This is a genomic window from Corallibacter sp., from assembly GCF_048381695.1.
GTDB lineage: Bacteria > Bacteroidota > Bacteroidia > Flavobacteriales > Flavobacteriaceae > Corallibacter > Corallibacter vietnamensis.
Genome location: NZ_JBLXHI010000001.1, coordinates 506,458 through 523,505, shown reverse-complemented (window position 1 = coordinate 523,505; position 17,048 = coordinate 506,458). Strand labels below are relative to the sequence as shown.

The window sequence follows — 17,048 nt, the reverse complement described above, 5'->3', positions numbered from 1 at the left end:
AATAAAATAGGTTGAAGAGCAACTAAACGTTTTTAGTTGCTTTTTTTAGTTCAATAACAGTAATTTCTGGCCATATACCAACACGTCCTGGGAATGCGTGATAGCCAAATCCTCGATTTACATTTATATAACGACCAAACTCCTTATACAATCCTGCCCATTGTTTATATACATATTGCGACGGACTCCATTTAAAAAAGCCTGGTATCTCAATACCCATTTGCAAACCATGAGTATGTCCGCTTAAGGTAAGCTGGTAATTAAAATCGTCTTTTTTCACCTTATATTCCCAATGAGAAGGATCATGCGACATTAAAATCTTAAAATCATTCTGGCTAACTCCTTTGGTTGCAACCTCAAGATCTCCAGCTTGATTAAAACCTTTTCCCCAGTTCTCAACACCAATTAAAGCTAGCTTTTGGCCATCTTTTTCAATATATCGATGTTCATTTAACAATAAGTCAAAACCTATTTTAGGATGAATATCTTTAACTGCTTCAAAATTTTTAATCTTATCTACACGATGTTCCCAATCAACATAATCACCATAATCATGATTTCCTAGCACAGAAAATTTACCATAAGGCGCCTTTAACACTTTAAAAACATCAATCCAATCATCCATTTCAGACGCAACATTGTTTACAATATCACCTGTAAAAAGCATTAAATCAGATTTTTGCTCATTAATTAAATCTACACCATACTGTATTTTTTCTTTATTAGTAAAACTACCGGAATGAATATCAGTTATTTGCGTTATAGTAAATCCATCAAAAGCTTCTGGTAAATCATCAAATTCTAATTGATATTTTAAAACCTTATAGTTGTATCGTCCTTGAATAATACCATAAATGAATCCTGCAAACGGAATAGCAGCAAGCCCTAAGGCTAATTTAGCCACAAAAGCACGCCTACTAGCCAGAGGCATGGTTTCTCCTGGCATAAAAAACGATATCAGTTTTTGAATAATTCGCACAACGTCTTCTCCAAACATCATTAAAATTAGTACCGCTTTAGGAATTAATATAGTCAACATAAACCCAACAGCATACTGAAATTGTAATGTTTGCCCCATACTTCTTGGGGTTGAAAAAATAACGTAAATTAAATTGATATATACCAAAGCAGAAACTCCCAACCAAACCCAACGTATAACGCGGCTTTTGGTTACTGTTTTTAAAGCTTGAAATGCATAAATTTCTGCTATAAGAATAATAACAGATAGTATGATTAGTCTAATAACCCAACGAGACATAAAGTATGTTTATCATGCAACAAAGATAACTGTTAAAAACTCAAGGTCTTTTAACATCTTGTTAAAGTTGATTCAAAGTTTTAATTTTAAGATTGCTTAATGAGGCTGATTGTGTTTTAAACACAATGCGTTTTTCTTCATTTGGCAACAAGTCAAAATAGTTGTCGGAAAAGCGTCCTTTTTCATTACAAAATAAAAACACATCTTTTTGAAGCGCTTTACTTTGCAAAACAATTTCAAAACCTTCATCTACTTTAAGTATTTTTTTCTGAATAGTTTCTTTTACTAAATTCAAATCTTTAGGTTTCTCCAAATAAAAGTATGATTTATAATCTTTAAATTCAGTAACAATTACCACGTCATTAAATGCTATATTTTTGTTTTTTAAAGGAATCTCATATATCAAGTTACTTGAGTTTTCTGGCACATCAATTACCGAAGCGCTTTCCCAAATTTTAGTACCGTAAAAGTCCATAATCTTAACAGAAAAAACACCTGAAAGCGATTTATAATTATCATTTACAACAAACAAATTAAGATCATCTCCTTCTAATTTTGAAGAAATCAATACATTTTCAAAACTACGTTTTGCCTTGTAATGCAAGGCTTTCCAGTTTCCAAAAAAATCAATACTAGACCACGAAACAGCAGGCCAACAATCGTTTAGCTGCCAATACAATGTTCCCATATTATAAGGCTTTTCACGGCGTTGCGCCTCAATACCTTTGGTAATACCATAAGCTTGCAACAACTGACTCACATACACATAGTCTTCTGCATTATCAGGAACAGGAAAATCCCGTTGCATATAGGCATCGATGATTTGAAATCCTCTAGAGTGCTTTTGATGATTTTTAAATGCTTTTGAAGTAATGTTTAGCGTATCATTTTGATTGATATAATTAATCACTTCATAACTTGGAAAACTTTGAAAGCCAAACTCACTCATAAATCGTGGCACATGTGTTTCTAAATGCTCAAACGGATAACCATCATGCCAAATCCACCAATCGTGGGCATCGCCTTCAAACTCATATTTTGGGTTACCACGACCAAACTTTGGCGAACTTTCCCAATAATTGGTGCTTGAAAACTGCTTGACTACTCTTGGCAAAATAGAATCAAAAACCTTTAAATAATTTTCCCAAATCTCACTTTTTTCGGCTTCACTTCTATCGGCTTGCCAGCCCCAACGATGCCAACCTTCAGAGCTTTCATTATTACCACACCATAACGCCATAGATGGATGGTTTCGCAAACGCTTAACATTATCAATAGCCTCCTGCTGTATATTTTCTAAAAATGCATCATCACCTGGATACATCGCACATGCAAACATGAAATCTTGCCAAACCAAAATGCCTTTTTCATCACATAAATCATAAAACACATCATTCTCATAAATGCCGCCACCCCAAACACGAAGCATATTCATATTAGCATCAACAACATCATTCAACAACTGCTCATAATGCTTGTTAGTGACTTGACTTTGAAAACTATGCTGTGGAATGTAATTGGCTCCCTTGGCATATACCGGAACATCATTAACCTTAAAATAAAACAATTCGCCCAAGCTATCTTTTTCAGTAACCAAATCAATCGTTCGTAAACCTACTTTTTTAGAAACACTATCTAAAATAGCTTCTCCGTCTTTTACAACCACTTTTACATCATACAAATAAGGCTTTCCTAAATTATGAGGCCACCAACGCTTTGGATTTTTGATATTAAATTCAAATTGAGCAATATCCTTATGGCTCATACTGCCAGAATCGACTAATAAATCATTTAGATATAAATCATAATCAAAATTTGCAATGGATGTTCTTAAATCAAAACTGGCATTAAGCTTAGCTATTGAGTCATTCAGTTGTAATTGTTTAATATAAATTCCTTTTATTTTAAAATCATCCCAAGTCTGTAATTTCACATCTCGCCAAATCCCACTTACATTGAGTTTTGGTCCCCAATCCCAACCGTATTGAAATTGTGCTTTTCTGGTAAAAATTCTGTTTCCTTCTGGTAATGTGTAATGCAATTTTGATTTAGCTTCCGCTTCATGCTTTGAGGTGTTTTCAAATAGAATTCGCAAGTTATTTTTAGCTTTTAAAAACGGCTTAACATCTACCGAAAACTCACGAAATGCATTATTGGTTCTTAAGATAAGACTATCATTTAAAAACACAGATGCATACGTATCTAAACCTTCAAAATTCAACACTATGTGCTTTCGCTTTAAAGTTTCAGGAGTAACTTTAAAATTGGTTTTATATTCCCAATTGGTTTGTGAAACCCATTGCACATCCTCTTCATGATTACCAATAAATGGGTCTGGAATTTTATTGTGTTGCAACAAATCTGAAAACACATTTCCAGGAACAGTAGCTGGCAACCAATTGGTAGTATTTTCAGCTTTAAATTGCCAATTAGAGTTTAAAGAAATGGTTTCTGGCACATGGTTTTTATCTTGACAACCATGCAAAACCATAAAGGCAAAAATAGCCAAAGAACATTTTAAGAAATTACTCATCGTAAACTAAATATGCTGAAACCATCCAATAATTAATTTTATCATCTTCCAAGGCTTGTGCTTCAGGAATTGCAAACTCAAAAATATGCGTTCCTTTTTCTAGGTTTCCAAGAGAAATCACCTCAGGTTTCACATCGCTTCCAGGACACCAATTTGATCTTGAGTAGTCTGATGAAGCAATACGTTCTTCTATTTCTTCACCTTTCCAAGTAGCTTTTTCCATCCAAACACCTGAAGTTGGATTAAAACGCCTGAAGCTAGCGCAATCGTCACGCCAAGGAACAAATTGTTTAATAACCGAATCGTTGAGTTTAATGATATTTTCTTTTTTGGTAAACTCATCACCTTCTGCATGTCCGCCATGACCAGTAGTTATGTAATACAACGTGGCATTTTTCAGGATTTTATCTGTTGGAATTTCAATTTTTAAATTACCTCTTGAAAAAGCATCATAAAATTTTTGATCTGCAGCATATTTTGCTGTATTAACTACAGGGATAACACCTTGTTTCTTTTTTGTATGATTAGGAATGGTGCTTTCTTCAAAATGTAAATTAACCGAAATGTTATACCCTTCTTTAGTCCACGTATCAATAAAAACACCTATGTAAACTTCATTTTCAAGAAGTGGCAATAACTGGGTAATATCTTGCTGCCATGTTACTTGTTCTTCCCACTTTGGGATGTAAACAGGCTTTAAAGCTTCTACACGTTTATCTTCATTAAAAAAGCCAATACCAAAAGGTGTCATAAAGCGTAAGAGCTCAATATTAGGTTGATAGGTTTTATCACCAATTACTGCTGTTTTAATACCAGGAAAACTATCTGTAAACTGTTCTTTTTTAAGTGTTTTATTTTCTAAATCTAAAAGGCTTAAATCTGCAGAAGCAGGAACAACAAACAAAGAACCTGATTTGTCCCAAGGATCACCGTTGGATGTTAGTGTGACATCCGCAACAACTTTAGGTTGAAGCTTGTATGTTGGCAATGTCACTTTTTTAAGTAATACGCGACCAGCATCTAACCGTAAAATACTATCCGATTTTTTAATAGAATCGTTTTTAAAAGCCACATCAAAATACAAGTTGGTATTATTAAAAACCTCAACATCGGTATTTCCAATGGGTTTAATTTGCGGTTTACAAGCACTTACTACAACAGCAAAGATTATTAAGAATCTTGTTTTCATGTATGGATAATTTTTTGAATAGTTTTTATTGTATCTACATCTGATACCGTTTGAGGATTTTCACCAAAGAACACTGAAGATTCTATAGCAATCACTTTTGAAGCCGAAGTATGAATTTCCTCAAATCCTGCTTTTTTAAATTCGGCGACATTTTCAACATTAACTCCACTTCCTACAAGAATTTTTATTTTTCCTTCGGATTGTTTTTTTAAGGATTTAAGTAATTCTATACCATCTAAAGCTTTAGGATGTTGCCCTGAAGTTAGAAGACGATCAGCACCTAAATTCATTAATTCTTTTATTGATTTTTCTGGATTCGGCACACAGTCAAAGGCACGATGAAATGTAAACGATAGCGGTTTGGATAATGCTATTAGTGCTTCAGTGCGTTTTAAATCTATAGTAGAATTCTCGTTTAAAACACCTGACACAATGCCTTTAACCCCAAGGTTTTTACACATTTGAATATCCTGTTTCATGATTTCAAATTCTGCATCAGAATAACAAAAATTACCACTTCGTGGTCTAATCAATACAAAAACAGGAATATTTAAAACTTCAACAACTTCTTTGATGAGTCCGTAACTTGGTGTGATACCACCTAAAGACAATTCACTACACAATTCAATACGATGTGCTCCTGCTATTTGAGCATTTACAGCCGATTGATAGGAATTGGCACAGATTTCTAACAACATTCTTTTTTTAATTAATTATTATTTCATCAATAAAAGTCCACGCTTTATTTCCTGAACCTTGCCTTCCTTCTGGAATAACGCCATAATTTGGAATTTTCAAAGTAATTGACTTCACTTTAATATCCAACTTTTTTGGTTTTATAAACTCATAGTCTAAATTAACAAGGGTTTCATCTTGAGCTTGTAGTGTTTTTTTATCAGTTACGATACTTCCATCATGAAGAATAAATTTAAGGTAAACTTCTTTTGGCGCATAAATCCATTGTCCTTGCTCGTTGTAAAAACGTGTTTTAATTGAATTAATTCCCATCGCTTGGCCTAAATCAATAGTTATCTCTACATCATCGCTCCAAAACCCTAACCATTCTTTATCGCCATAACGCGAATCGCTTCCTGAAATACCGTTTATTAAACCTTGAGCTCCACTGCCTGAATACACTTTACTGGGATCAGGATTTAGGGTGATATTTTTACCCACAGCTTTGTGATAATTAAAGGTTTCGGTAAATGTTGTTCCCAGTTGCTTTTTCTCTTTAAAAACAGCAGCTGTTATGCTCATATCTTCTGTAAAAGGAATAGGTTTCTTATAAACCTGTGACTCTTGTGTTGGCAAAGAACCATCTGTTGTAAACCGAATAATTTTATCTTTAATTAATGTTTCTAATTTATAAGAAGGTATGCCTTGTTCTGAAATCAATTCACCTTCTACCTCGTATAAATGATTGGCATAATTAATTTCCAACGCTTCCAAACGCTTATTAAAAGCTTCTACTCTTGATACAAAATCTTCATAGTTTTTATTTTCTAGTTTACTCCACGCTATTTCACTCATGGCAAGAGCCCTTGGAAACACCATGTATTCAACTTGGCTTTCTTTAGGAATATATTCGGTCCATAAATTCCCTTGAACACCTAAAACATATTGCGACTCATCTTTATTTAATTCCTCTGGAATAGGATTAAAACTATATACTTTTTCTAGCGGCAAATAGCCTCCAATAGCTAGTGGTTCATCTGGTTTTGTTGATTGATAGTAGTCAAAGTAACAATGACTAGTTGGCGTCATGATAACGTTATGATGTTGTTTGGCAGCTTCAACCGCACCATTGGTTCCTCGCCATGACATGACTGTGGCATTAGGCGCTAATCCGCCTTCTAAAATCTCGTCCCAACCAATGATTTGTTTACCTTTATTATTTAGATATTTTTCTATACGCTGAATAAAATAGCTTTGCAGCTCGTGCTCGTCTTTTAATCCTTCTTTTTTAATTCGGTTTTGACAAGCCTCGCATGTTTTCCAATGCGTTTTTGGCGCTTCATCGCCACCAATATGAATATATTTACTTGGAAATAATGTGATAACCTCATCTAAAACATCTTGTAAAAACAGGAATGTTTCGTCTTTTCCGGCGCAAAAAATATCATCAAAAACACCCCAAGTTTTTGCTACTTTTATAGAATCTTCACGACAACCTAATTCGGGGTAAGCTGCAATAGCTGCTTGTGCATGACCAGGCATTTCAATCTCCGGAATCACTGTTATATGTCGGTTTTTAGCATAAGCCACAATATCTTTGATGTCTTCTTGTGTGTAAAATCCACCATAGCGCTTGCCATCATAAGTTGAGGGTTGATCAGAAAAATGTCCTACCAAGGTTTCATCTCTAAAAGCTGATATCTCCTGTAATTTGGGATATTTTTTTATTTCTATGCGCCAACCTTGATCGTCTGTTAAATGCCAATGAAAGGTATTCATTTTTAGCATCGCCAAAGCATCAATATATTTTTTGATAAATTCTACTGAAAACATATGTCTAGCAACATCTAGATGCATACCTCGATACTGAAATCTCGGCGCATCTTCAATCTTCAAACACTGTATTGCTATTTCTCTGCTTGCAAAAGAACCATTTTCAAAACCAACAGGTAATAATTGCCTTAAAGTTTGCACAGCATAAAAAGCACCTTGATCTGTTTTTGCTTTAATAGTGATTTGACTAGGAGTTATCTCTAGCTGATATCCCTCAGGGTTTTTGATATTTTCATCTTTAATAAATGTGATATCATTGTTGTCTTTAATTTTTATAGAACTACCTTCTTCTATAAATGTTTTTAAAAAATCAGCAGATGTCTTAAATGCAACATCATATTGCATCCCTGTATTGCTGCTTAAAATAAAATATGATTCACTTACAACCTTTTGATTAGGAACGGGAATTATTTGAGAAGCAACAACTTCTGTAGGTTTTTGATCGCAATTAAAAATCAAAATCAGAAAAACAATAGAAACAAAAAAATTCTTGGTTAGCATTTTAGTATATTAGATGCTTTAAATTTAGCAATCTATTTTTAATGAAACTTCATTTTTTACCTCTATTTATTACGATTTTATCAATTACTGGCTGCAAGAAACCTTCGCCTTCTACGCCTGCTCAAAAAAACAAATCTTTAATTTCATATGTTAATCCGTTTATTGGTACTGGTGGTCATGGTCATACCTATCCTGGAGCAACTATGCCTTTTGGTATGATGCAACTGTCGCCAGATACGCGACTTGATGGTTGGGATGGTTGCTCTGGTTATCATTATTCAGATGAATATATCTATGGCTTTTCGCATACACATTTAAGCGGAACAGGAGTTTCTGACTATGGTGACATTTTATTGATGCCAACAGACAAGGTTGCTTTTAACAATGGAGCTAACGGAAAATCAGGTTACAGAGCACATTTTTCTCATGACAACGAAATTGCTGAACCAGGTTATTATAAAGTACATTTAGATTCTACAGAAATTGATGTAGAACTGACCGTTTCTAAACGAAGTGGCATACATAAATACCAATTTCCTTCTTCTGAAAATCAATATGTGATTTTAGATTTAGACCATCGCGACCAACTTTTGGACCATAAAATTCAGATGGTAGATAGTCAATCGATTAAAGGTTATAGACATTCCAAAGCTTGGGCAACAGACCAACGTTTGTTTTTTGACATGCATTTTTCAAAACCTATTGAAAGTATTTCTTATGTTGAAAATGATACCGAAGTTTCTAAAAATTACAAATACCAAAGCAAAAAGGCAGCAATAAAATTCAAAAACCCGAACAATGATCCTATTTATATTAAAATAGGTATTTCAGCAGTTGATGAAGCTGGTGCAAAACGTAATTGGGAAACTGAAATAGGAGACAAAACCTTTGACGATATTAAAACCGAAGCTCAAAACACTTGGGAGCAGCAACTAGAAAAAATTGTGATTGAAAGCACAAATAATGACTACAAAACCAACTTTTACACGGCATTATATCACACCATGATTGCTCCAAACTTATATCAAGATGTTGATGGAAGATATCGTGGTATGGATTTGGAAATTCATAAAACTAAAGATTTTGAGTATTACACAGTGTTCTCACTTTGGGATACCTATCGTGCAGCACATCCACTTTATTCCATTATTGAAGAAGACCGAACGAACGATTTCATCAATACATTTTTAGCAAAATATGACGAAGGCGGCATCATGCCAATTTGGGATTTAAGCGCTAATTACACGGGTTGTATGATTGGTTATCACGCAGTTCCTGTAATTGCTGATGCTTACTTAAAAGGAATTCGTGGGTACAACACCGAAAAAGCTTTTGAAGCCATGAAGCACAGTGCGACACGAGACAAGTTAGGATTGAAAAGCTATAAAGAATTTGGATTTATTCCTGTGGAAGAAGAAAGCGAATCGGTTTCAAAAACTTTGGAATATGCCTATGACGACTGGACCATTGCTCAAATGGCAAAAGCCATGAACAAAACCGAAGACTACAAAACTTATACGGAACGCGCGCAATATTATAAAAACAGTTACGACCCAGAAACCAAATTTATGCGTGGTCGTTTTAGAAATACATGGTTTGCACCTTTTGATCCTTATGAAGTGAACTTCAATTATACCGAAGCTAACTCTTGGCAATACAGTTTTTATGTGCCGCAAGATATTTCTGGGTTTATGAACTTATTAGGCGGAAAAGATAAACTCGAAACCCAATTAGACACGTTATTTACTGCCAATGACAAAACTTCTGGACGTCATCAAGTAGATATCACAGGTCTCATTGGTCAATATGCACACGGTAATGAGCCAAGTCACCACATGGCTTACCTTTATAATTTTGTAAATAAGCCACATAAAACTCAAGAACGTGTTCACCAAATTTTAACCGAATTATACACTAACACACCTGATGGTATTTCGGGTAATGAAGATTGTGGACAAATGAGTGCTTGGTATGTGTTTTCATCAATGGGATTCTATCCTGTGACTCCAGCAAGTAATCAATACATTATTGGCACACCTTTATTTGACAAAGCCACAATCAATATGGAAAATGGCAAGCAATTTAATGTTATTGCTACCAATTTAAGTGACAAAAACATTTACATTAAGCATGTTTACCTCAACGGAAAATCGCTTGACAGAACATTTATTTATCACAAAGAAATTGCAGAAGGTGGCACATTAGAATTTAAAATGACTGATAACCCAGCTGTTTGGGGAAGTCAAGAAGGACAAGAACCTACTACAAGCATTGACGAACATCTCGTTGTTCCTGTGCCTTTTATTGCAAAAGGTGATGTCGCTTTTAAAGGTGAAACCGAAGTTGTTCTAGAAAATGTTGATAAAAGCACTTCCATTTTTTATAGTTTGAATGATGAAGATTTCAAATTATACGATGCGCCTTTTACAATTTCAGAAGCTACAAACTTGAAAGTGTATTCAGAAAAAAACAAAATCAAAAGCGCAACGGTTGAAACCAAGTTTTATAAAATAGACCCTAACCTTTCTATTACACTTGAAACCGAATACGCCAACCAATACAATGGTGGTGGTAATGATGCCTTAATTGATGGTATTCTTGGAACTCAAGATTTTAGAACTGGTACTTGGCAAGGATATCATAATACTGATTTAATAGTAACCATAGATTTAGGAAAAATAAAACCAATCTATAATATTTCTGTAAACTTTTTAAGAGATCAAAAAAGTTGGATATTCCTGCCTGTTAAAGCTGAAATATCAACATCTAAAGATGGTGTTTTATTCACAAAAAAAACAGACTGGAATTTTGAAAAACCACAACAAACAGACGAAGTTAAAATAGAGAACATGTCTGTATCAAAACTAGGTGAAGCGCGCTACATAAAAATAAAAGCCAAAACACTAGGCGAACTCCCAGAATGGCATTTAGGTCACGAACATGACGGAAGAAGCTGGCTATTTGCTGATGAAATCATTATTAAATAATAAAACACCTATACACAACCTATACAATCAACTTTTTTAACAAAAAAGTAATGGTTATTTACCTAATTTAGTCTACTATTTTTTACTAAAAGCTAACTAAAAACACATTATGAACCAACAAAAATCCTATCGTTCCTCGTTTATATTACTTACTGTATTATTTTTCCTTTGGGGTTTTATTACGGTATTAGTAGACTCCCTTATTCCTAGAATTAGAGAATTGTTTACGATCTCTTATTTTCAAGCAGGACTTGTACAATTTGCCTTTTTTGGAGCTTATTTTCTACTATCTATTCCTGCTAGTTACATTCTTTCTAAAATAGGATACAAACGCGGAATCATATTAGGGTTATTTACAATGGCATTAGGTTGTTTACTATTTTATCCAGCAGCGGCTTACCGTGAGTTTGGTATTTTTATGCTTGCCTACTTTATTTTAGCTGGCGGCATAACTGTGCTTCAAGTAGCAGCAAACCCTTTTGTTGCCGTACTTGGTAGTGAAGATGGCGCTTCTAGCAGATTAAATTTATCACAAGCTTTTAACTCATTAGGTACTGCTATAGCTCCAGCCATTGGAGCTTTGTTTATTTTAAGCGATAAAATAAAAACTAAAGACGAAATAAATGCTTTAGTTGACTCTGCAAAAGAGCAATATTTAATTGCTGAAGCATCTGCTGTACAAAAACCCTTTATCTGGCTTGCTATTTTTATTGCTTTAATTGCTATTTATTTTGTTTTTGCAAAACTTCCTAAACTTATTAGTGAAACTGAAACCGGCACTTATAAAGATGCTTTAAAACAAAAAAACCTCATGCTTGGTGTGTTTGGTATTTTCTGCTATGTAGGTGCTGAAGTTGCAATTGGTAGTTATTTGGTAAATTATTTTCTAGACATGAATCTTGTGTTGGTTATTAAAGAAAACAACATCATGAAATCTATTGCTGAAAGCATTTTAAATTCAGGGCTCACTGACAAAGATGACAAAGCAGTTGTTGGTGTATTTGTGACCTTTTATTGGTCTGGAGCTATGATAGGACGTTTTATCGGATCATATTTAACTAAAATCATCAACCCTGGCAAAGTCCTTGGTATTTTTGCCACATGTGCCATTACATTAATTGTAATTTCAATAAGTACAACAGGATTGATTTCTATGTGGAGCATTTTAGCTGTAGGACTATTTAACTCTATTATGTTCCCTACCATTTTCACATTAGCTATTGACGGAATTGGATCATTAAAACCTAAAGGTTCAGGTCTTTTATGTACTGCCATTGTTGGTGGTGCCATTATTCCACCAACTTACGGATTTCTGACAGACAACATTGGCTTTAAAACGGCTCTATTATTGGTCATTTGTGCTTATGCCTATATTTTATATTATGGATATAAAAACTCTAAAAAAACTCAACATGCGTAATCTATTTTTAGTACTTATACTTATTATAAGTTTTGGTTGTAAGGAGAACTCTAAACCAAAACCTATAGAGAAAACAAACTCTCAGTCTCAAAAAAAGTATTATACCCAATATGTTAACCCTTTTATAGGAACTAGTAAAATGGGGCATGTTTTTCCTGGTGCGACGGCTCCATTTGGCATGGTGCAATTAAGTCCTCAAACAAATTTTCAAGTAATGTTTAAGGAAGGAAAGTACAACCCTAAAACTTACGAATACTGCGCTGGATATCAACATAAAGACTCTACAATTATCGGGTTTTCTCACACTAATTTTAGTGGCACCGGACATGCTGATTTAGGTGACTTACTAATTATGCCAACTACAGGAAAGCTAGTTTTAGACCCATTAAAAACTTCTCAAGGAGACAAAGGATTTTATTCTACATTTTTACATAATCACGAAGAAGCTTCTCCTGGCTATTACAAAGTTGATTTAGACAGCTACGGAATTAAAGCTGAACTTACAGCTAGTGAGCGTGTTGGTTTTCATCAATATACATTTCCAAAGTCTGACAATGCACATATTGTTTTAGATATGGTGTACAATGTATATCAACATGACAATAAAAATGTATGGACCTTTATTCGTGTTGAAAACGACTCTACATTAACAGGATATCGTCAAACCAAAGGTTGGGCTCGTGATAAAAAAGTGTTTTTTGCAATTGCTTTTTCAAAACCATTTAAAAGCTACGGCCATAAAAAATATGACAACGTTATCTATGATGGTTTCTACAGAAAGTTTCATCAATCTGAAAACTTTCCTGAAATGGCTGGGAAAAATATTCGTGCCTACTTTAATTTTGACACGCAAGAAGATGAGCAAATAAAACTGAAGGTTGCGTTATCTAGTGTAAGCTCGGCTGGAGCCATGAAAAATTTAACTGCTGAAATTCCACATTGGGATTTTAACAAAACCTATGAAGAAACCAGCGAAAAATGGAATAATGAACTTTCTAAAATTGAAATAAAAACCCTTACTGAAGCTGAAAAAACTACTTTTTACACAGCTTTATACCACACAAATTTATCCCCTATTGTTTATGAAGATGTTGATGGTCAATATCGTGGATTGGATCAAAACATACACACATCAAAAAATTTCACAAACTATACCATTTTCTCTCTATGGGATACTTACAGAGCATTACACCCTTTATTTAATATAACGCAACCTAAACGTAATAACGATATGATAAAAAGCATGTTGGCGCATCATGATCAGAGTGTTCATAACATGCTTCCTATTTGGAGTCATTACGCAAACGAAAACTGGTGCATGATTGGTTACCATGCAACATCAGTTATTGCAGATGCTATGGCAAAAAATGTTGGAGATTTTAATAAAGAACACGCTCTAAAAGCATCTATAAACACTGCCAATGTAGATTATTATGATGGTATTGGAGATTATAAAAAGTATCATTTTGTACCCGAAGATAAAAGTGGCGCTTCGGTATCAAAAACATTAGAGTATGCATACAACGACTGGTGCATAGCACAAATGGCAAAACAACTTTCAGATTCTGAAACAGAAACCGAATATCAAAACCGTTCAGAGTATTACAACAATGTATTTGACAAAAACAGTGGTTTTATGCGCCCTAAATTATCTAACGGTGACTTTAAAAAAGAATTTGACCCTCTTGACACTCACGGACAAGGATTTATAGAAGGAAATGCCTGGAACTATGGCTTATATATTCCTCAAAACGTTGATAACATGATTGCTCTTATGGGTGGAAAAGAGCGTTTTACACAACATTTAGATTCTTTATTCACAATGGAGCTCAATGATAAATACATTGAAAAAAATGAAGACATAACTCGAGACGGTTTAATAGGTAATTATGTACATGGTAACGAACCCTCGCATCATGTGCCTTATCTTTATAATTGGTCTGGGCATCCAGAAAAAACACAAGCTAGAGTTCGTATGATAATGGATACTATGTACGGCCCAAGTGTAGAAGGGTTATGTGGCAATGATGATGCTGGACAAATGAGTGCTTGGTATATTTTTAGTAGCCTTGGTTTTTATCCGGTTACTCCTGGATCGCCAAACTACGCATTAGGAAGCCCGCTTATTAAAGAAGCTAAAATTCATTTAGACAACGGAAAAACACTAACTATTACAGCAAAAAATCAAAGCAAAGACAACATTTATGTAAAACGCGTTTTGATTAATGGAAAAGAACTAACTAACAATCAAATTTCACATCAAGACATTATGAATGGTGGCGAATTGATTTTTGAAATGAGTAATAATTATGAATAAGTACACTTTAATCTTCTTACTATTTGTTTTGTTTTCAGCTTGCAAGAACAAAACAGAAATAGTAAAAGAGAAAGCATTAGAAAAAGATAAAACTTATTTAGTAGACCATGTAAACCCATTAATGGGCACAGACTCTAAATACAGCCTATCCAACGGAAATACATATCCTGCAATAGCAACTCCTTGGGGCATGAATTTCTGGACACCAATGACATCAAAAATGGGAGATGGATGGACTTATAAGTATAATGAAAATAAAATACGTGGTATAAAACAAACACATCAACCAAGTCCTTGGATAAACGATTATGCTGCCTTCTCTTTTATGGCTACTACAGGTGAGTTAAAATTCAAAGAAGAAGAACGTCAATCTTGGTTTTCTCACAAAGCAGAAACAGTAACACCTTATCACTATAAAGTATACTTAGCAGATTATGATGTTGTTGCCGAAGTAACACCAACCGAACGTGCTGCTCAATTTAAATTTACATTTCCAGAAGCCGATTCATCTTATATCATACTTGATGCTTTTTTTAAAGGCTCAATGGTTAAAATCATACCTGAAAAACGAAAAATAATTGGCTATTGTAGAAATAATTCAGGCGGTGTTCCTAATAATTTTCACAACTATTTTGTAGCTGAATTTGACAAGGATTTTGAGATAACCCATACATGGAACGACAACTGGTCGCTACAAAAAAACACAACAGATAGCGAAGGTAATCACGTTGGTGCCATTATTGGTTTTAAAACAGCAAAGGGAGACGTTGTACATGTAAAAGTAGCTTCATCATTTATTAGTCCTGAACAAGCTCAACTGAATTTAGATAGAGAAATTGGTAATGATACTTTTGAAGACACAAAAGAAAAAGCAAAAAAAGCTTGGGAAACTGAACTTAATAAAATTGAAATTGAAGATGATAATATAGATAATATCAGGACTTTTTATTCTTGCCTATACCGTGTGCTATTATTCCCTAGAAAGTTTTATGAATTTGATGAGAACAATAACGTAGTTCATTATAGCCCATATAATGGTAAAGTATTGCTAGGCTATATGTTTACAGACAATGGTTTTTGGGATACATTTAGAGCTGTTTATCCTTTTTTTAACATGATGTATCCAGAGCTAAACAAACACATCATGGAAGGATTAGCAAATACGTATAAAGAATCTGGTTGGTTACCAGAATGGGCAAGTCCTGGTCATCGTAATTGTATGATTGGCTCTAACTCTGCTCCTATTATAGCTGATGCTTTTTTAAAAGGCAATGTTGATAAAAAAGACGTTGACACTTTGCTAGAGGCTATTTTAAAAAACGCCAATATAGAAACAGGCAGACCTGCTAGTTCTGTTGGTCGCGAGGGCTTAAATTATTACAACAATTTAGGTTACGTACCTTACAACATAGGAGTAAATGAAAATGTCGCTAGAACTTTAGAATATGCCTACGCTGATTTTACAATCGCTCAAATGGCTAAAAAATTAAAAAAAGATAGTATCGCTAATCGTTTTTACAAACAAGCACTAAACTATAAACACGTATTTGATCCGTCAACAAATTTAATGCGAGGTAAAAATGAAGACGGCTCTTTTCAGTCTCCTTTCAATCCTTTAAAATGGGGCGATGCATTTACAGAAGGTAATAGCTTGCATTATACTTGGTCTGTATTTCATGATGTACAAGGACTTATTAATTTAATGGGAGGTAAAGATAATTTTGTTAAACAGTTAGATGGTGTTTTTACTATGCCACCAGATTTTGATGATTCTTATTACGGCGGAACTATTCATGAAATTAGAGAAATGCAAATTGTAAATATGGGTAATTATGCTCACGGAAATCAACCTATTCAGCATATGATTTATTTATACAATTATGCAAAAAAACCTTATAAAACTCAAGAAAAAATCAGACTTGTATTAGATAAACTTTACAGCGCTACACCTGATGGTTATTGCGGTGATGAAGATAACGGACAAACATCTGCTTGGTATGTTTTTAGTGCTTTAGGTTTTTATCCTGTTGCTCCAGCTACAGATCAATACATAATTGGAAGTCCGTTGTTTAAAAAAGCTACGCTTCATCTTGAAAATGGTAATACATTTTATATTGAAGCCAACAACAATTCAAGTAAAAATTTCTATATCAAATCTGCATCACTCAATAAAAACTCTTACACTAAAAACTATTTATCTTTTGAAGATATTCAAAATGGTGGTATTTTTAGTTTTGATATGAATAATACACCTAATAAAAATTGGGGAAGCCAAGAAGATGCTGTGCCTTATTCTTTAAGTTTAAAGTAGTATCAAAGATTTTTCATTAGTCTA

General features: G+C 34.0%; 9 protein-coding genes. 4 read left to right on the top strand and 5 right to left on the bottom strand.

The window, feature by feature from the left end; all coding sequences use genetic code 11:
- Positions 1–22 precede the first annotated feature (22 nt).
- From ACN5J3_RS02435 to ACN5J3_RS02415, 5 genes are all read right to left on the bottom strand, one after another.
- The gene (locus ACN5J3_RS02435; RefSeq protein ID WP_418510650.1) at positions 23–1,258 is read right to left on the bottom strand and encodes a metallophosphoesterase; all 1,236 of its coding nucleotides are present in this window, start codon (positions 1,256–1,258) and stop codon (positions 23–25) included.
- Between the two features lie 61 nt (positions 1,259–1,319).
- Positions 1,320–3,791: a beta-mannosidase gene (locus ACN5J3_RS02430; protein WP_418510649.1), complete on the bottom strand. Its 2,472-nt coding sequence runs from the start codon at positions 3,789–3,791 to the stop codon at positions 1,320–1,322.
- Positions 3,784–4,980 (bottom strand): PNGase F N-terminal domain-containing protein, encoded by a 1,197-nt coding sequence (locus ACN5J3_RS02425; protein ID WP_418510648.1) that lies wholly within the window; start codon positions 4,978–4,980, stop codon positions 3,784–3,786. The genes ACN5J3_RS02430 and ACN5J3_RS02425 overlap by 8 nt, the downstream gene beginning before the upstream one ends.
- On the bottom strand, positions 4,977–5,678 hold the full coding sequence (locus ACN5J3_RS02420) for a copper homeostasis protein CutC (RefSeq protein ID WP_418510647.1): 702 nt from the start codon (positions 5,676–5,678) through the stop codon (positions 4,977–4,979). The genes ACN5J3_RS02425 and ACN5J3_RS02420 overlap by 4 nt, the downstream gene beginning before the upstream one ends.
- A gap of 7 nt (positions 5,679–5,685) precedes the next feature.
- Positions 5,686–7,989 (bottom strand): beta-N-acetylhexosaminidase, encoded by a 2,304-nt coding sequence (locus ACN5J3_RS02415; protein WP_418510646.1) that lies wholly within the window; start codon positions 7,987–7,989, stop codon positions 5,686–5,688.
- 41 nt (positions 7,990–8,030) lie between these two features.
- Here ACN5J3_RS02415 and ACN5J3_RS02410 point away from each other — a divergent pair, with 41 nt between their 5' ends.
- From ACN5J3_RS02410 to ACN5J3_RS02395, 4 genes are all read left to right on the top strand, one after another.
- A complete protein-coding gene (locus ACN5J3_RS02410; RefSeq protein WP_418510645.1) occupies positions 8,031–10,976 on the top strand; it encodes a GH92 family glycosyl hydrolase in 2,946 nt (981 codons plus the stop codon).
- Positions 10,977–11,085: 109 nt separating this feature from the next.
- Entirely contained in the window at positions 11,086–12,396 is a 1,311-nt protein-coding gene (locus ACN5J3_RS02405; RefSeq protein ID WP_418510644.1) for a sugar MFS transporter, read from the top strand.
- The gene (locus ACN5J3_RS02400; protein WP_418510643.1) at positions 12,389–14,713 is read left to right on the top strand and encodes a GH92 family glycosyl hydrolase; all 2,325 of its coding nucleotides are present in this window, start codon (positions 12,389–12,391) and stop codon (positions 14,711–14,713) included. Before ACN5J3_RS02405 ends, ACN5J3_RS02400 begins: the two co-directional genes overlap by 8 nt.
- Positions 14,706–17,024: a GH92 family glycosyl hydrolase gene (locus ACN5J3_RS02395; RefSeq protein WP_418510642.1), complete on the top strand. Its 2,319-nt coding sequence runs from the start codon at positions 14,706–14,708 to the stop codon at positions 17,022–17,024. Before ACN5J3_RS02400 ends, ACN5J3_RS02395 begins: the two co-directional genes overlap by 8 nt.
- Positions 17,025–17,048: the final 24 nt, after the last annotated feature.